At 76.8% G+C, this 16,400-nt stretch carries 14 protein-coding genes; 7 read left to right on the top strand and 7 right to left on the bottom strand.

The genetic code is table 11. The features are described from left to right. Positions 1 to 25: 25 nt before the first annotated feature. The 6 genes from dhaL to H7K62_RS04890 form a co-directional block, all read right to left on the bottom strand. On the bottom strand, positions 26 to 673 hold the full coding sequence (dhaL, locus tag H7K62_RS04915; RefSeq protein ID WP_186716814.1) for a dihydroxyacetone kinase subunit DhaL: 648 nt from the start codon (positions 671 to 673) through the stop codon (positions 26 to 28). Continuing rightward, positions 670 to 1,452, bottom strand: coding sequence for an HAD-IA family hydrolase (locus H7K62_RS04910; RefSeq protein WP_186716813.1), 783 nt, complete (start codon positions 1,450 to 1,452; stop codon positions 670 to 672). Before H7K62_RS04910 ends, dhaL begins: the two co-directional genes overlap by 4 nt. Further along, entirely contained in the window at positions 1,452 to 2,315 is an 864-nt protein-coding gene (locus tag H7K62_RS04905) for a class II fructose-bisphosphate aldolase (RefSeq protein ID WP_186716812.1), read from the bottom strand. Before H7K62_RS04905 ends, H7K62_RS04910 begins: the two co-directional genes overlap by 1 nt. Before the next feature lie 106 nt (positions 2,316 to 2,421). After that, entirely contained in the window at positions 2,422 to 4,110 is a 1,689-nt protein-coding gene (locus tag H7K62_RS04900) for a GAF domain-containing protein (RefSeq protein ID WP_186716811.1), read from the bottom strand. A 138-nt stretch (positions 4,111 to 4,248) separates the two neighbouring features. Beyond that, positions 4,249 to 4,524 (bottom strand): hypothetical protein, encoded by a 276-nt coding sequence (locus tag H7K62_RS04895; RefSeq protein WP_186716810.1) that lies wholly within the window; start codon positions 4,522 to 4,524, stop codon positions 4,249 to 4,251. Between the two features lie 14 nt (positions 4,525 to 4,538). After that, positions 4,539 to 6,650 carry a M3 family metallopeptidase gene (locus H7K62_RS04890; protein ID WP_186716809.1) on the bottom strand — a complete coding sequence of 704 codons (2,112 nt, stop codon included), beginning with the start codon at positions 6,648 to 6,650 and terminating at the stop codon, positions 4,539 to 4,541. A gap of 134 nt (positions 6,651 to 6,784) precedes the next feature. On the opposite strand from H7K62_RS04890, the gene H7K62_RS04885 reads away from it, so the two are divergent. The 5 genes from H7K62_RS04885 to H7K62_RS04865 all read left to right on the top strand — a co-directional run bounded on the left by H7K62_RS04885 (position 6,785) and on the right by H7K62_RS04865 (position 11,009). Continuing rightward, a complete protein-coding gene (locus tag H7K62_RS04885; protein ID WP_186716808.1) occupies positions 6,785 to 7,729 on the top strand; it encodes a glycerophosphodiester phosphodiesterase family protein in 945 nt (314 codons plus the stop codon). A gap of 63 nt (positions 7,730 to 7,792) precedes the next feature. Next, on the top strand, positions 7,793 to 8,704 hold the full coding sequence (locus tag H7K62_RS04880; RefSeq protein WP_222437096.1) for a DUF1206 domain-containing protein: 912 nt from the start codon (positions 7,793 to 7,795) through the stop codon (positions 8,702 to 8,704). A 79-nt stretch (positions 8,705 to 8,783) separates the two neighbouring features. Continuing rightward, positions 8,784 to 9,371 carry a nitroreductase family protein gene (locus H7K62_RS04875; RefSeq protein WP_186716807.1) on the top strand — a complete coding sequence of 196 codons (588 nt, stop codon included), beginning with the start codon at positions 8,784 to 8,786 and terminating at the stop codon, positions 9,369 to 9,371. Beyond that, complete coding sequence (locus H7K62_RS04870; RefSeq protein ID WP_370591608.1) at positions 9,368 to 10,462, top strand: acetamidase/formamidase family protein; 1,095 nt, start codon at positions 9,368 to 9,370, stop codon at positions 10,460 to 10,462. Before H7K62_RS04875 ends, H7K62_RS04870 begins: the two co-directional genes overlap by 4 nt. A 103-nt stretch (positions 10,463 to 10,565) precedes the next feature. After that, the gene (locus tag H7K62_RS04865; RefSeq protein WP_186716806.1) at positions 10,566 to 11,009 is read left to right on the top strand and encodes an OsmC family protein; all 444 of its coding nucleotides are present in this window, start codon (positions 10,566 to 10,568) and stop codon (positions 11,007 to 11,009) included. Between the two features lie 69 nt (positions 11,010 to 11,078). Here the strand turns inward: H7K62_RS04865 and H7K62_RS04860 are convergent, their stop codons facing one another. Further along, the gene (locus tag H7K62_RS04860; protein ID WP_186716805.1) at positions 11,079 to 11,528 is read right to left on the bottom strand and encodes an ATP-binding protein; all 450 of its coding nucleotides are present in this window, start codon (positions 11,526 to 11,528) and stop codon (positions 11,079 to 11,081) included. A gap of 177 nt (positions 11,529 to 11,705) precedes the next feature. Here H7K62_RS04860 and H7K62_RS04855 point away from each other — a divergent pair, with 177 nt between their 5' ends. Together H7K62_RS04855 and H7K62_RS04850 are read left to right on the top strand one after the other, a co-directional pair. Then, positions 11,706 to 14,108: a SpoIIE family protein phosphatase gene (locus H7K62_RS04855; protein WP_186716804.1), complete on the top strand. Its 2,403-nt coding sequence runs from the start codon at positions 11,706 to 11,708 to the stop codon at positions 14,106 to 14,108. Positions 14,109 to 14,143: 35 nt separating this feature from the next. Beyond that, positions 14,144 to 16,384, top strand: coding sequence for a S9 family peptidase (locus tag H7K62_RS04850; RefSeq protein ID WP_222437095.1), 2,241 nt, complete (start codon positions 14,144 to 14,146; stop codon positions 16,382 to 16,384). Positions 16,385 to 16,400 lie beyond the last annotated feature (16 nt).

The following is a 16,400-nucleotide window of genomic DNA, read 5'->3' as shown; positions in this document are numbered from 1 at the left end:
TCTCAGGCCGAGCGGGCAGGGCGGGTCAGCGGGCCAGCTCGTCGGCGACGGCCTCGGCCAGGACGGCGACGGCGGTCGCTCCCGCGTCGACGGAGCCGATGCTGCGCTCCCCGGAGTACGACGCGCGGCCGCGCCGGGCCTGCATCGAGGCGGTGGCGTCCGCGGCCCGCCGGGCCTCCTCGGCGAAGGCGCGGACCGCGGCGGGCCCGTCGGCGTCGTCGTCGAGCGCCTTCTCGAGGGCGTCGGTGGCCGGCGCGAGGGCGTCGAGCAGGGTCTTGTCCCCGAGATCGGCACCGCCGCGCTGCTTGATGCCCTCGACCCCGGCGCGCAGCGCCTCGACCCACTGCTGGGCGGTCACGGTCTCGGAGCCCTTGACCGTGGTGCCGGCGCGCAGGAACAGCGTCCCCCAGATCGGCCCGGAGGTGCCGCCGATGCGGCTGGTGATGACCAGCGCGACCTTGGTGAGGAAGGTGCCGGGGTCGGACCTGTCGAGCCCGTCCCAGCCCTCGAGGACCTTCTCGAAGCCGCGGGCCATCGAGAAGCCGAAGTCGCCGTCGCCGGCGACGGCGTCGAGGTCGCTGAAGGCCTTCTCGTTCTCGACCACGGTCTGGGCGACGGTCCTGACGACGCGCTCGACGTCGGCCTGGGTGGTGGTGGCGGTGGCGGTGCTCATGCCTGCTCCTCCTGGGTCTGGGTGGCGGGAGAGGGCGCGGGGCCCGCGAGGACCCGCTCGAGGACGGCGAGGTCCACCGGCCCGTCGGGCCCGTGGTCGAGGTCGGGCACCACGAGCGCGGCGCCGGTGAAGTCCTCCTCGGCGGTGTAGCTGGACGTGGTGACCACGCAGCGCAGTCCCGCGCCGAGCGCCGCGCGCATCCCGTTGCGGGAGTCCTCGACGACGACGACGCGGTCGGCGTCCACCCCGAGCTCGCGCACGGCGAGCGCGTAGATGGCGGGGTCGGGCTTCTTGGCGGGCACCACGTCTCCGGCGAACACGGCGACGTCGCGGGCTCGCTCGGCGCCGACGGCGTGCTCGAGGACCGCGCGCACTGACGCCTCCGCCGAGGTGGAGGCCACCGCGAGCGCCCACCCGGCCGCCGCGGCCTCCTCGACGAGGCGGGCGACGCCGGGGCGCGCGGGCAGGTCGCCGCGCGCCACGGCCTCGGTGTAGCGGGCGGTCTTGCGGCGGTGCAGGTCCGCGAGCAGCGCCTTCTGCCCGTCGGCGTCGGTGGGCAGGCCGTTGGCCTGGACGAACTCCGGCGTCAGCAGGCTGGCCATGCGCTCCTTGCCGCCGCCGATCCTCAGCTTCTCCGCGTAGTCGTCCTCCGACCACTGCACGGGCAGGCCGACCTCGGCGAAGGTGGCGTTGAAGGCGGGCAGGTGGCCGTCGCGCTCGGTGTCCGCGAGCACGCCGTCGCAGTCGAAGACCAGCGCCCTGCGCGGGGTCTGCCCCATCAGGCGGCCTTCCCGGCGGAGCCGAACGTCTCGCACAGGCCCTTCGTGAAGGCCACGACGTCGGCGCGCACCGCGGTGAACAGCGACGGCGGGTCCCACTTCCCCTTCGCCTCGGCGTCCTTGAGGAAGGCCAGGTTGGACCTCATGTAGGCCTCCTTGAGGCCGGTGGAGATGTTGACCTTGGCGCAGCCGCGGGCGATGAGGTCACCGAACTGCTCGGTGCTCAGCCCGGTGCCGCCGTGCAGCGCCACGGGGACGCCGGTGGCCTCGACGATGGCGGTGACCTTGTCGCCCTCCAGCGTCGGGGCGCTGGCGTACTGGCCGTGGGCGTTGCCGATGGCCGGGGCGAACACGTCGACGCCGGTGGCCCGCACGAACTCCACCTGCCGCTCGACGGCGAGGCGCCCGTCGGGGCCGACGGCCTCGGAGCCGACGCCGTCCTCCACGCCGATGCCCTCGATCTCGCCCTCCACGTGCGCGCCGTACCCGCGCGCCTCGGCGACCACCTCGACGGTCTGGCGCTGGTTCTCCTCCAGCGTCAGCTCGTGGGCGTCGAAGAGCACGGAGTTCCACCCGCGCTGCAGGCACTCCGAGATGACGGCGCGGTCGGGGCAGTGGTCCAGGTGCAGCGTGACGGGCACCTCGATGCCGCGCGTCATCGCCGTCCACAGCGAGAACAGCACCTCCGAGCCGATGCTCTTCACGGTCTTGACGCTGGTCTGCACGATGACCGGGGAGCGCGCCTCGACGGCGCCGGCGAGGACCCCCTCGAGGGTGAGGTCGTTGAGGACGTTCACCGCCGGGACGCCGTAGCGCTGCTGCGCGGCCGGGCCGACGATCTCGGTGAGGCTGACGACGGGCATGCGACGACGCTAGGTCGCCGTCCCGGGGCCGAGGATCGGGAACCTCCCCCGTCTCCACCGCCCCGGAGGTGGGGGGATCCCCCACCTCCACCACCTCCTCCACCCGTCAGTGGAGGCGGGCGGCGACCAGGGCGGTGCGGCTCGGCACGCCGTGCTTGCGCAGCAGCGAGCCGACGTGCTTCTCCACGGTCTTGCGGGTGATGACCAGCTCGTCGGCGATCTGCCGGTCGGACAGGCCGCGCTCCAGCAGCGCCAGCACCTCCCGCTCCCGCGGCGTGGTCGGCACGGCGGTCCCCGCCGGCGCGGCCGCCGCACCCGGCGAGGAGGCGGTGCGCGCGGCGCGCACCAGGGCGGCCGCCAGCTCCGCGGCGCCCACGTCGTCGGGCAGCGAGGACAGCAGCACCACCGGCAGCCTCGGGTGGGAGGCGCGCAGGTCCTCGACCGCGGCCGCGGCGCTGGCGCCGCGCGGTGACCCGACCAGCACCGCGTGCGGCCGCGCGGCGCCCGCCACGCCCACGACCTCCTCGGCCGCGGCCACCTCCCCCACCACCTTCACGCCCGACCCCGGCTGAGCCAGCAGCGCCACCAGCCCCGCGCGCAGCGCCGGCCTGCCGTCCACCACCAGCACACCCGTGGTGGAGGTGGCACCGGGCTCGCCGCCGTGCCGCGAGCGCGGCAGGTGCAGCCGCAGGTGGGTGCCCCACCCGGGTGTGGTGGTGACCTGGCCGGTGCCGCCGAGGCGCTCGGTGGCGGCGACCAGCTCGGTCAGCTCGGGGTCGGGCTGGTCACCGGCGCCGCCGTCGTCCTCCACGAGCAGGGCCACGCCGTCCTCGCCGTGCACCAGCCCCGCGCGCAGCGCGGTGGCGCGGGCGCCGGTGCCCAGGCGCAGCACCGCGGAGCGGACGGCGAGCACGAGGTGGTCCGCCACGTCCCGGTCCACCGACCTCGCCGCACCGGCCACCACCACCCGCACCGGCAGCCCGAGGGCGCGGTGGGCCCAGTCGGCCTCGGCGCGCAGGGCGCCCTCCAGCGCGGCGGGTGCCACCGGTCCGCCGCCCCGGACCCCCGCCACCGCCGAGGACGACGACGCCGACGCCTGCCGCGAGGCGGCCAGCGCGCACCGCGCGGCGGCCTCGGCGGGTCCGGGGCGCCCGTGCGCGAGGTGCTCGACCACCTCGGCGAGGTGGCGGCCGGTGCGCTCCGCGGCGCGGGCGGCGGCCGCCTCGCGGTCGCGCGCCGCGGCGGTGGCGCGGTCCCGCTCCGACAGCGCCGCGTGCAGCCGCGCGGCCGTGAGCGCCACGGCGGCGTGCCGGGCGAACAGGGCGAGCAGGTCGGCGTCGGCGGTGGTGAAGCGCCGGTCCGGGTCTGAGGAGAACACCACCAGCGCCCCCAGCACGGTGCCGGCCGCGGTGCCCGCCGCCGTGCCGTGGAGCACGGGGACGCCGACCGCGGCGTGCAGGCGGTCCCGGTCGACGGCGTGGAGGTGACCGGAGGGGACGTCGGCGTAGTCGGTGACCAGCACGGGGGCGCCGCCGCGCAGCACCTGTCCCGACAGCCCCTCGTCCACCGGGAAGCTGCGCCCGGCGTCGCAGACCACGCCGACCTCCACCTCCTTGCGGTACGTGCGCCCGCCGTCCTCCAGGAGGCTCACCGCGCCGTCGGCGCAGCCGAGAAGCTCCAGGGCCGCGCGCAGCACCCGCTCCAGCAGGGGGCGCAGCCGCAGCTCCCCGGACAGGTGCTCGGCCAGCTCGGCCAGCAGCTCCGCGGTCCCGGCCCCGGGCCCGAGACCTGTCACCCCCGGCTCCTGCAGCGCCGTCATCGAGCCCCCGCCCCGTCCGCCGGACCGCAGCGTCCGGACTCCGCCATGGTGCAGCAGCGCGGTCCGGACCACGCGAGGGAGACCCCCCGGGGAGGCCGCGTCAGGAGAGGGCCCTCAGGAGAGCGCGCCGGACGAGCGCAGGACCCCCACCGTCAGCAGCACGAGGAACAGCGCCAGCGCGGCCGAGGACGTGAAGAACCCGGCCAGCACCGTGCGGGTGTTCTGCGCGTCCCCGTCGATGACGCGCCGCCGGGCCCGCACCGCCAGCCACACCCCCACGCCACCGCCGAGCAGCAGCACGGGGAGCACGAGGCCCAGCACCAGCGAGACCAGTCCCACCGCCAGCGAGGCGGTGCCCAGCCCGTTGTTCTCCCCCGGCACCCGCGGCACGCCCGCCCCGTCCCTCAGGAGCCGGTCGCGGCGAGGCCGCGGCGCTGCAGCAGCGGCTCCACGCGCGGGTCGCGGCCGCGGAACGCCCGGTAGGCGGCGGCGAGGTCCACCGTGCCGCCGCGGGAGAGCACCTCGCGGGCGAACGCCTCGCCGTTCTCGCGGCGCATCCCGCCGTTCTCGGTGAACCACTCCACCGTGTCGGCGTCGAGCACCTCGCTCCACAGGTAGGAGTAGTAGCCCGCGGAGTACCCGCCGGAGAAGACGTGGTTGAAGTACGTGGAGCGGTAGCGCGGCGGCACCAGCTCCAGGGCGATGCCGTGCCGCTCCAGCGCGGCCGCCTCGAACGCCTCGACGTCCCCGGGGGCCACGGACTCCCCGGGCGCCAGCTGGTGCCAGGCCTGGTCGAGCAGCATGGCCGCCACGATCTCGGTGGTGGCGAAGCCCTGGCCGTACGAGCGCGACGCCAGCAGCGCGTCCACCGTCGCGGCCGGCAGCGGCTCCCCGGTCTCCACGTGCCGCGCGTAGGCGGGCAGCAGGCCGGCGTCCCACGCCCACACCTCGTTGACCTGGGAGGGGAACTCCACGAAGTCGCGCGGCACGGTGGTGCCGGACAGGCGCGGGTAGCGGACGTCGGAGAGCAGCCCGTGGAGGGCGTGGCCGAACTCGTGGAAGGCGGTCTCCACCTCGTCCGGGGTGAGCAGCGCCGGCTCGCCGTCCGGCGGGCGCGGCACGTTGAGGTTGTTCACCACCACGGGCCGGGTGGCCGGGCGGCCCGGCAGCGAGAGCTGGTCCACGTAGTTGCTCATCCACGCGCCGCCGCGCTTGGACTCCCGGGCGAAGAAGTCGCCGAGGAACAGCCCGACGGAGGCCCCGGCCTCGTCGAAGACCTCCCAGGTCCGCACGTCGGGGTGGTAGGTGGGCAGCTCGGGCCGCTCGGTGAAGGTGAGGCCGTACAGCGCGGTCGCGGCGGCGAACACGCCGCGGGTGATGACGGCGTCCAGCTCGAAGTACGGCTTGAGCTCGGCCGGGTCCAGGCTGAAGCGCCGGGCGCGCACCCGGGCGGCGGCCCACGCCCAGTCCCAGGGGCGCAGCTCGCCCGCGGCGCCGGCAGCGTCGTCGTCGTCCTGCTCGACCGCGCGCAGCTCCTCGGCCAGCTCCAGCGCCTCGCCGCGAGCGTTGCTCACCGCAGCCGGCACCACCGACGTCAGCAGCTCCATGACCGCCTCCACGGAGGGGGCGGTGGCCTCCTCGAGCACGTGCTCGGCGTGGTGGGCGGCGCCCAGCAGCCCGGCGCGCTCGGCGCGCAGCGCCGCGATCCGCACCAGCAGCGCCCGGGTGTCGTGCTCACCGCCCAGCCCGCGCGTGGTGGAGGCGCGGAAGACCCGCTCGCGCAGGCCCCGGTGGTCCAGCGAGGCCAGCACCGGCTGGTCGGTGGGCAGCGACAGCGGCAGCACCCAGCCGTCCAGGCCGCGGGCGACCGCGGCCTGCGCCGCTGCGGCGCGCTCCCCCGGCGTCAGGCCGGCCAGCTCGGCCTGGTCGGTGACGTGCACGGCGGCGGCGTTGGTGGCGGCCAGCAGCTCGGTGCCGAACTGCGTGGTGAGCCGCGACAGCTCCGCGTTGAGCTCGCGCAGGCGCGCCTTGGCGGCCTCGTCCAGCCCGGCGCCCGCGCGGGCGAGGTCGCGCCACCAGCGCTCCAGCACGGCCCGCTGCTCGTCGTCGAGCACGGTGCCCTCGGCGTCCGGGGAGCCGCCGGCGGTGGCCTCGCGCAGCGCGGTGAGGCGGGCGAACAGGCGCGGGTCGAGGTGGATGGCGTCCCCGTGGGCCGTGAGCTCCGGTGCGAGCTCGGCCTCGACAGCGCGCAGCGCGTCGTCGGAGTGGGAGGAGACGAGGTTGTAGAAGGCGTTGGCCGCCCGGGACAGCAGCTCACCGGAGGCCTCCAGCGCACCGACGACGCCGGCGAACGCCACCGGCCCGGTGTCGGCGGCGACCACCTCCACCTCGGCGCGCTGCTGCGCCATCCCCTCCCGCAGCGCCGGCGCGAAGTGCTCGGTGCGCAGGGCGTCGAACGGCGGCAGGCCGTGCGGCAGGGTGCTCGGTGCGGCCAGGGGGTTGGTGGGGTCCAGCACCCTCGCGACGCTATCCCAGCGCCGCGGGGGCCCGGCAGCGCGGCGACGCGACGGCCGATGGGGTGGACGTGCGCCGCGGGGGCTGGGCCAGCCACCAGGCTGGGCGGTAGGACGGGGCTGACGACGACGGCGGCGTGCGGGTGGACGAGGTGGACGTGGGGCGGGGCGAGGAGCGGATGAGCGAGCCGACGAGCGGCCGGGCCGGCGGGGCGGGCCGGGCGGTGTGGACGCGGCGCGCGGTGCTCGCCGGTGCCGGCCTGGCCGCCGTGGGCGCCGCCGCCCTGGGCGCCGAGCGCCTCGCCGCCCCGGCGCGGGCGGAGGTCCCGCCCGACGTCGACCGGCTGCTCGCCACCCCCGGCTTCACCGTGGCCCACCGCGGCGGCTCGCGCGACTGGCCCGAGATGTCGGCCTTCGCCTACGAGAAGGCCGCCGCGCTCGGCGCGGGGGCCCTGGAGGTGTCGCTGTCCAGGACCTCCGACGGGGTCTGGTTCGGCCTGCACGACGGCACCCTCGACAGGACGTCCGGCACGCAGGGCTTCAAGGCCGTCGAGCACACCTGGGAGGAGGTCGCCTCCTACCGCATCAGCCCCGCGGGCACGCGCGACCGCACCCAGCCCAAGCGCCCGTACGCCCGGCTGGAGGAGCTGCTGGAGCGCTGGGGCGGGCGGCGCGTGCTCTTCGTGGACCCCAAGGCCGTGGCCACCCGCTTCCACCCCGAGCTCGTGGCCGCGCTGCGCACCGTGCCCTCGTCCCAGGACTGGGTGGTGGCCAAGGCGCCCCTGGCCACCACGTCGTGGGCGGACGCCGCCCGCCGCGAGGGCTGGCGCAGCTGGGGCTTCTGCTGGGCGCGCGACCTGGACGCCGACCCGCAGCTGCTGGCGCGCGCCGCCGGCTCCTGGGACCTGCTCGGCCTGGACGTCGGCGCCCCCGACGCCCGCTGGCAGCAGGTGCTGGGGCTGGGCAGGCCCGTGCTCGCGCACGTGCTCACCACCCCCGACCAGCTGGCGCGCGCCCGTGCGCTCGGCGCCGCCGGCGCGGTGGTCTCCGACCTGGTGGCGGTGCTCCCGGCGCGCTCCTGAGGCGCGGACCGGGACCCTCGTCCCGACGTGCCGGCCGCGGTCGGCGGGGCCACCATGTCCGCCATGCCGCCCGCGTCGTCGTCGTCGACGGTGCAGCGGTCCCCGCGGGTGCTGCTGCGGGGCCCGCTGCGGGACCTGCCCCGGCGGCTGCGCGCGTGGGTGGACCGCGACGGTGACGGGGACGTCTCCGACGACGTCGAGGACGGCGCCCGCGCCGCCCGCGAGCACCTGGAGCCGGTCGCCCGCGTCGGCTACGCCCTGTCGGGTCTGCTGCACGTGCTCATCGGGGCGCTCGCGGTGCGCCTGGCGGTGGGCGTGCAGGGCGGCACCGCCGACCAGGGCGGCGCCCTGGCGGCGGTGGCCTCCACCCCCGGTGGGCAGGTCCTGCTGTGGGCCGCGAGCGCGGCGCTGGCGGCGCTGGCGCTGTGGCACCTCGTGGACGGGGCTCTGGAGCTGCGGTGGCGGCAGCGGGGCGCGGGCGTCAAGGACCTCGCCAAGGGGGTGGTCTACAGCGCGGTGGTGGTCACGGCGGTGACGTACGCGGCGGGCGGTCACACCGACACCGAGGACACCAGCGACGACGTCACCGAGCAGCTCATGGAGAACCTGGCCGGCACGGTCGCGGTGGCGGCCGCGGGCCTGGCGGTGTTCGCCGTGGGCGCCTACCACGTGGTCAAGGGCGTGCGGCGGCGGTTCCGGGAGGACCTGCGCCTGCCCGAGGGGCCCGGCCGGCTGGGCGTGGACGTGGCCGGGGTGGTCGGGTACGCGGCCAAGGGTCTGGCGCTGTGCGTGGTGGGAGTGCTCTTCGTGGTGGCGGCCGTCACCAACGACCCCCGGGAGGCCGGGGGCCTGGACGCCGCGCTGCGGGCGCTGCTGCTCCTGCCGGCCGGGTCGGTGCTGCTGGGCTGCGTGGGCGCCGGGTTCGCCGCCTACGGCGTCTACGCGGTGGTGCGGGCGCGCCTGGGGCACCTGTGACGCGCCCGTCGGGGTGGAGCGCGGACGGTGCGGCGCGGCGGCGGGAAGAAACGGGCGACGCCCGTCGCTTCCCGACCACGTGACCACCACCACCTCCGCCCCCGCCGCGCCGGACCTGCACCCGCTGCTGTCCGAGCGCTGGAGCACCCGCGCCTTCGACCCCGAGCACCAGCTGGACGACGAGACCGCGGGCCGCCTCCTCGAGGCCGTCCGCTGGACCCCCAGCGCGAGCAACACCCAGCCGTGGCGCGTGGCCCTGGCCCTGCGGGGCACCCCCGAGCACGAGGTGCTCTTCGGCACCCTCATGGGCTTCAACACCGCCTGGGCCGCGGGCGCCTCGGCGCTGGTGCTGGTGGCCGCCGAGCGCACCACGCCGGAGGGGAAGGACCTGCGCTGGGCCGACCTCGACGCCGGTCAGGCCGTGGCCCACCTGACGGTGCAGGCGGCCGCCGAGGGCCTCGTGGTGCACACCATGGGCGGCATCGAGGTGGAGCGGGTCCGCGAGGCGTACGAGGTCCCCGCCGGCGTGGAGCCGCTCGTGGTGCTGGCCGTGGGCCGCCAGGGCGACCTGTCGGTGCTGGACGAGAAGACCCGCCGGCGCGAGCTGGAGCGCTCCCGCAGGCCCCTGTCCGAGCTGGTCCTGCCCCTGCGCGGCGCCTCGGCGTGAGCCGCGCCGCCACGCCGCCGCCGTCGTCGTCGTCGTCCGGCTCGTCGTCCTCACCGGGGGCGGGACCGGCGCGGCACCGGCTGGACCCGCGCGAGCACCCGCCGCACGGGCGGTTCGACCCGTCGCTGGCCCCGGTGCTCGTGGTCGAGGACGGCGACGTCGTGGAGGCCGTCACGCTCGACTCCGGCTGGCACGCGCTGGAGCAGCCGGAAGCCGCGCTGGCCGCCGGAGACCCCGGTGGGCTGCTGCGCTGGCCCGGCCACGACCCCGCGCTCGACCCCGGGCACGCGCTCACCGGCCCGGTGGCCGTGCGCGGCGCCGAGCCCGGTGACGTGCTGGAGGTGCGGATCCGCGACGTGCGGCCGGGTGCGTGGGCGCTGACCGGGGCGGGGTCTCGCGAGACGTTCGCCGACCGGGCGGCCGGGGTGGACGGACTGCCCCGGGAGGTCCTCGTGTGGCGCCTGGACGAGCAGCGGCGCACCGCGGTGGACCAGCACGGCGACCGGGTGGCGGTGCGCGCGTTCCCCGGGCTGGTGGGCACCTGCCCCGCCATCCCCGCCGGGGCCGGTCCGCGCTCCACGGTGCCGCCGCGGCGCACCGGGGGCAACGTCGACTGCCGCGAGCTGGTGGCCGGCTCGGCGCTGTTCCTGCCCGTGCAGGTCCCGGGGGCGCTGCTGTCGTTCGGGGACGGCCACGCCGCCCAGGGTGACGGCGAGGTGGCGGGGGTGGCGCTGGAGTGCCCGCTGGAGCGGCTGGAGCTGCAGCTGGTGCTGCACCGGGCAGCCGTCCCTGGCGGCGAGGCGCACGACGACGACGGCGAGGCGGCGTGGACGCTGCCGGGCGGGCGCCCGTGGGCGAGCACGCCGGCCGGCGTCGTCGTCCTCGGGACCGGGACGTCGCTGGACGAGGCCACCGCGGACGCGCTCGGCGGGGTGGTGGACCTGCTGGTCGCCCGGCACGGGCTGTCACGCCAGCGGGCGCTGGCGCTGGCGTCGGCGGCGGTGGACCTGCGGGTCACGCAGGTGGTCAACGGCGGGGTCCACGGGGTGCACGCCGTGCTCCCCCCGGGCAGGCTGGAGATCGCCGGCTGATCGCCGGGCGGGGGTGCCCCGAGTGGGGGATTCCTGTCGCGCGCGATAGGTTTGCCGGAGGACGGCGTCGACGAGACGCGCTGACTGACGACAAGGAGACGAGATGCCCACCCGCACCGCTCGCACCGCCTGGAACGGCACCCTCGAGGAGGGCTCCGGCCAGGTCGAGCTCACCAGCTCGGGCGTCGGCACCTACACCGTGTCGTTCCCCAAGCGCGCCGCTGACGACGCCGACGGCACCACCAGCCCCGAGGAGCTCATCGCCGCGGCGCACTCCTCGTGCTTCGCGATGCAGCTGTCCGCCCTCATCGCGGCCGCCGGTGGCACGCCCCAGTCCCTCGAGGTCAAGGCCGACGTCTCCCTCGGCCCGGACAAGGCCGACGGCGGCTTCAAGCTGACCGGCATCAAGCTCACCGTGGTCGGCGAGGTCGAGGGCCTCGACGAGGCCGGCTTCCAGAAGGCCGCTGCCGACGCGAAGGCCGGCTGCCCCGTCAGCAAGGCGCTCACCGGCGTGGAGATCACCCTGGACGCCTCGCTGGAGTCCTGACCAGCACCACCGCAGCACGACGACGCCGGGGGCGCCGGAGGCCGACGGCCTGCGGCGCCCCCGCGCGCGTCAGCCGCTGGGCGGGGCCACGGCCAGCACCGAGCCGCTGAGCAGCTGCAGGTGCTTGACGAGGACCACGGTGGTGCCCGACTCGCCCGGCTCGAAGTGGAGCTGGTCCACGAGGATGCGCATCAGCCCCAGGCCGCGCCCGTGGGTGAGGTCGCTGCTGGGGCCCTCCGCGAGCACGTCGGCGGCGGCGCGGACCGGGTCGAAGCCGCCTCCGCCGTCCACCACCTCGATGCGGCACCACTGGCCCTCCACGCTGACGCGGACCTCGAAGTCCGCGCCGGAGCCGGCGTGCTGGACGACGTTGCTGCAGGCCTCCGTGACCGCGAGGGCGATGTCGTCGATGCTGTCCGGACTCACCCCCAGCTGGGTCAGGGTGGCGGTGGCGAGGTGTCGGACGACCGGGACGTGGCGCACGTCCGTCGGCAGCCGGAGACCGTAGCTGAGGTGCACGGTGCCTCCTGGTCGGCGGGTGGGCGCAGCAGCGGTGCGATGATGGCACGGACCTACCCGCGCAGGCCGAGCGCACACCCCGCTGGTCCCGGACCTCGTGCACCGCGATCAGGTGGTGACCGAGCGGAGACCGGGCGGTGACCCCGCGCTCGACCCGCTCCCGACGGCTGGAGCCCCGTGCCCTCCCCTGAGCGGTCCACCGCCGAGCCTGCGCACGGCCCCTTGACCGGCGAGCGCGTCGACGCCGCCGGCGGCCCCGCCGTCGAGGTGGGCCGCGCTGGTGACCTCGACGCCGCCGAGCTGGCCGCTGCCGAGGCCGCCTGCGCGGTCGAGCCGATCCGCGTCCCCGGCTCGGTGCAGCCCCACGGCCACCTGCTCGTGGTCGGTCCCCGCGCCGACGAGCCCGACGAGCCCGACGAGCTGGATGGGCTGGTGGTGCTGTCCGCCTCCGCCGGCTCCGCGCAGGCCCTCGGAGCTGCCGCGCAGGCCGGGGGCCGTCTGCCCGACCTGGCGGTGCAGCTGGCGGAGCTCGTGCGCTCCGTGGCCTCCGGCGGGGAGGCGCAGGCCACCACCACCGACCCCGTGGAGCTGCCGCCCGGCTCGGGCCGTCGCTACCACGCGGTGGCCCACCGCCTGCCGCGCGCGGGCCGCGAGCCGCTCGTGGTGCTGGAGCTCGAGGCCGCCGCCGGCGACGAGGGCGCGGCGACCCCCTGGCACCTGCAGCTGCCCGCCGTCCTGCGGCGCCTGCAGGACGCCGGCAGCGTGGCGGAGCTGGCCGAGGGGCTGGCCACCGGTGTGCGCGAGCTCACCGGGTTCGACCGCGTGATGGTCTACCGCTTCGACGCGGAGTGGAACGGCGAGGTGCTGGCCGAGGACCGCCGCGAGGACCTCGAGCCGTTCCTGGGGCTGCGCTACCCCGCCTCCGACATCCCCGCCCAGGCCCGCGACCTCTACGCGCGCCAGTGGCTGCGGATCATCCCCACCTCGTCCTACGCACCCGTGCCGCTGGAGCCCCCGCAGCCGACCGGTGAGCCGCTCGACCTGTCGCTGGCGGTGCTGCGCAGCGTCTCCCCCGTGCACCTGCAGTACCTGCGCAACATGGGCGTCGCGGCCTCGATGTCCATCTCCCTGATGCACGGGGACCGCCTGTGGGGCCTCATCGCCTGCCACCACTACGCCGGGCCGCACCGGCCCAGCGTCCCGGTGCGCACGGCTGCGGAGTTCCTCGGGCGCACCGCCTCGCTGCTGCTGCCGGTGGCGGTGGGCCGCGAGGCCGACCAGGACGTCGTGGCGGCCGCCCGGGTGCGCGGGCGCCTGACCGAGCTGCTCGCCACGACCCCCGACATGCCGCTGGAGGCGCTGACCCGCGAGGAGGTGACCGTCGCCGAGCTGGTGCCGTGCGGCGGCGCCGCGCTGCGCGTGCACGGCGAGCTGCGCCTGCTGGGCGCGACGCCGCCCGCCGAGGTGCTCTCCGCGCTGCAGGCGCACCTTGCGGCAGGACCGCTGGTGACGTCGTCGCTGGCCGCCAGCGCCCCGGAGGTCGCCGCGGCGGTGCCCGGGGCGGACGCTGACGAGGTGTGGGCCGTGGCCAGCGGTGTGCTCGCCGCGCCCGTCGCGGGCGGTCAGCCCGGCGACCTCGTCGCCTGGTTCCGCCCGGAGGTGCTCCGGGAGGTCACCTGGGGCGGTGACCCGCGGTCGAACGCCGTGGTCAGCGCCCCCGGCGGCGACCTGCGCCTGAGCCCGCGCCACTCCTTCGCGGCCTGGAGCGAGACGGTGCGCCGCACGGCCGTCGCGTGGGCCCCGCACGAGGTGGAGGCCGCGCTCGGCTTCGCCCGGCACCTGTCCGACTCGATGCTGCGCGAGGTGGAGCGCACCAACCGGCTGGCCACCGCGCTGCAGCAGACGCTGCTGCTGGAGAAGCTGCCCGACGTCCCCGGGCTCGACCTCGCGGTGCGCTACGTCCCCCACAGCGACGACGTCGTGGGTGGCGACTGGTACGACATCGTGCCGCTGGCCGACGGGTGCACCGCCGTGGTGCTCGGCGACGTCGCGGGCCACGGCCTGGCGGCGTCGGCCATCAGCGCGCAGATGCGCAACGCGCTGCGCGCGTACGTGCTGGCCACGCGGGACCCGGCGCAGGCGCTGGAGCGCCTCAACGAGCTGGTGACGCGGCTGCTGACCGGTGAGCTGGCCACCGCCGTCGTCGTGGTGGTCGACCCGGCCACCGGCGCGGCGCGGATCGCCAACGCCGGACACCCGCCGCTGGTGCTCCGGGGTGGTGACGGCGTGGCCCGCCTGGTGGACGACGGCAAGCGCGGCCCGGCCGTCGGGCTCATCGACGAGGTGGAGTTCTCCGCCACGGAGGTGGCGCTCGAGCCGGGAGGGGCCCTGCTGCTGTACTCCGACGGGCTCGTGGAGGAGCGCCGCACCGAGTGGACCGACCGGCTGGCGCGGGTGCTGGCCACCGCCAGCGGTGGGGCGCCGTCGCTGGACGCCCTGTGCGACCAGCTCATGCGCTCGGTGTCCGCCCGCGCGGACGACACCACCGTCCTCGCCGTCGGCTGGGTCCCCCGCGGCTGACCGCGCGGCGCAGGGGGCGCCGTAGGGTCGGACGCGTGAGCAGCGCTCCCGACGTGCAGACCGTCCCTCAGCACCCGCCGGTCGCCCGCCGCGAGCGGGTCGAGCGCGTCCACCACGGCGACGTCGTCGTCGACGAGCACGAGTGGCTCCGCGACACCGACGACCCGGGCGTGCGCGAGCTGGTGGACGCCGAGAACGCGTGGGCGGCCGCGCGCACCGCGCACCTGGAGCCGCTGCGGGAGCAGCTGTTCGAGGAGGTGCGCTCGCGCACGCAGGAGTCCGACCTGTCGGTGCCCTCCCGCGACGGCGCCTGGTGGTACTACCGGCGCACGGTGGAGGGCCAGCAGTACGGGCTCGTCTGCCGCGTCCCCGCGCCGGTGCCGGTCGGTGAGCCCGGCGCGTGGGAGCCGCCGGCGCTGCCCGAGGACGGCTCCGCCCTGCCCGGGGAGCAGGTGCTGCTGGACGGCAACGCCGAGGCCGGTGACTCCGCGTTCTTCGCGCTCGGGGCGGCGTCGGTGAGCCCGGACGGGCAGCTGCTGGCGTGGTCGGCGGACACCACCGGCGACGAGCGGTTCACGCTGCGCGTGCGCGACCTCGTGACGGGCGCCGACCTCGACGTCGCCATCGCCGGGCTGGGGCACGGGGCGACGTGGGCCTCGGACTCGCGCACCCTGCTGTACTCCGTGGTGGACGAGGCGTGGCGCCCGTTCGAGGTGCGCCGCCACGTGGTCGGCGAGAGCTCCGCCGACGGCGAGGGCGACGCCGTGCTGCTGCGCGAGGACGACGAGCGGTACTGGCTGGGCGTGGGCCGCACCCGCTCGGGGCGCTTCCTGGTGCTGTCGGCGGGGTCGAAGAACACCTCCGAGGTGTGGCTGCTGGACGCCGGGGGCACCGACCGCGCGCCGGGCGAGGCGCCGGTGTCGGTGGCGGGGCGCCGCGACGGCGTCGAGTACTCGGTCGACCACGTCGTCCTCGGGGGACGTGACGCCCTCCTGGTGCTCCACGACGACGACGCCCCTGACTTCGCGCTCGCCCTGCTGGACGCCGACGGCGTCCTCGACGGCAGCGCCGACCCGGCGACCGCGCACCAGCGCTGGACCACGGTCGTCGGCCACGAGCCGGGGCGGCGCCTGGAGGACGTCGACGCCTTCGCCGGGCACGTCGCGGTGTCGTGGCGGCGGGAGGCGCTGCCGCGCGTCGCCGTCCTGGGGATCTCCGGGGACGGCGTGCTGGGCGAGCCGGTCGAGGTGCCGGTGCCCACGGCGCTGGCGTCCTCGGTGCTGGCGGGCAACCCGTCCTTCGAGGCGCCGCTGCTGCGGCTGCAGCAGACGTCGTTCACCACGCCGGTGCGGGTGGTGGACCTGGACCTGTCCGGCGGGGAGCGCGACGGGCAGCTGGTGCTGCGCCGCCAGACGCCCGTGCGCGGCGGGTACGACGCGTCGGCCTACGTGGAGGAGCGCGCCTGGGCCACGGCCCCGGACGGGGTGGCGGTGCCGCTGTCGGTGGTGCGCCGCGCCGACGTCGCCGCCGACGGCACCGCGCCGGGATACCTGTACGGGTACGGCAGCTACGAGGTCAGCCTCGACCCGTGGTTCTCCGTGCCGCGGCTGTCGCTGCTGGACCGGGGCGTGGTGTTCGCGGTGGCGCACGTGCGCGGCGGCGGTGAGCTGGGACGGCGCTGGTACGAGGACGGGCGCCTGGCGAGCAAGCGCAACACCTTCACCGACTTCGTGGCCGCCGCGGAGCACCTGGGCCGGGAGCGGTACGTCGACCCGGCGCGGCTGGTCGCCTCCGGCGGTTCGGCGGGCGGGCTGCTCGTGGGCGCGGCGCTCAACCTCGCGCCGCAGCTGTTCGCGGGGGTGCTCGCGGCGGTGCCGTTCGTGGACCCGCTGACCACCATGCTCGACGAGTCGCTGCCCCTGACCGTGCCCGAGCAGGAGGAGTGGGGAGACCCGATCCGCGACGCGGACGCCTACGCGCTCATCAAGGGCTACGCCCCCACCGAGAACCTGCCGTCGGTGCACGACGGCGGGCCGGGGTCGCCGACGTGGCCGCAGCTGCTCGTGACCACGAGCCTGCACGACACCCGCGTGCTCTACGTGGAGCCGTTCAAGTGGGTGGCGCGGATGCGGCTGCAGGCCGGCGACGGCGCCCCCGACGTGCTGCTCAAGACCGAGGTGGACGGCGGGCACGGCGGCCGCTCGGGCCGCTACGAGGCGTGGCGCGAGCGGGCCTTCGAGGACGCCTGGGCCCTGGACGTGCTCGGCCTGGCCTGACACACCGCCACCGTGC

Source organism: Quadrisphaera sp. RL12-1S (assembly GCF_014270065.1).
GTDB lineage: Bacteria > Actinomycetota > Actinomycetes > Actinomycetales > Quadrisphaeraceae > Quadrisphaera.
The sequence above is the reverse complement of the archived record's forward strand: the minus strand, read 5'-3'. Positions and strand labels throughout refer to the sequence as shown.

Coding starts and splice junctions, on each gene's coding strand:
- dhaL (WP_186716814.1), bottom strand. CDS start 673: ATGAGCACCGCCACCGCCACCACCACCCAGGCCGACGTCGAGCGCGTC.
- H7K62_RS04910 (WP_186716813.1), bottom strand. CDS start 1,452: ATGGGGCAGACCCCGCGCAGGGCGCTGGTCTTCGACTGCGACGGCGTG.
- H7K62_RS04905 (WP_186716812.1), bottom strand. CDS start 2,315: ATGCCCGTCGTCAGCCTCACCGAGATCGTCGGCCCGGCCGCGCAGCAG.
- H7K62_RS04880 (WP_222437096.1), top strand. CDS start 7,793: ATGCCGCCCGCGTCGTCGTCGTCGACGGTGCAGCGGTCCCCGCGGGTG.
- H7K62_RS04865 (WP_186716806.1), top strand. CDS start 10,566: ATGCCCACCCGCACCGCTCGCACCGCCTGGAACGGCACCCTCGAGGAG.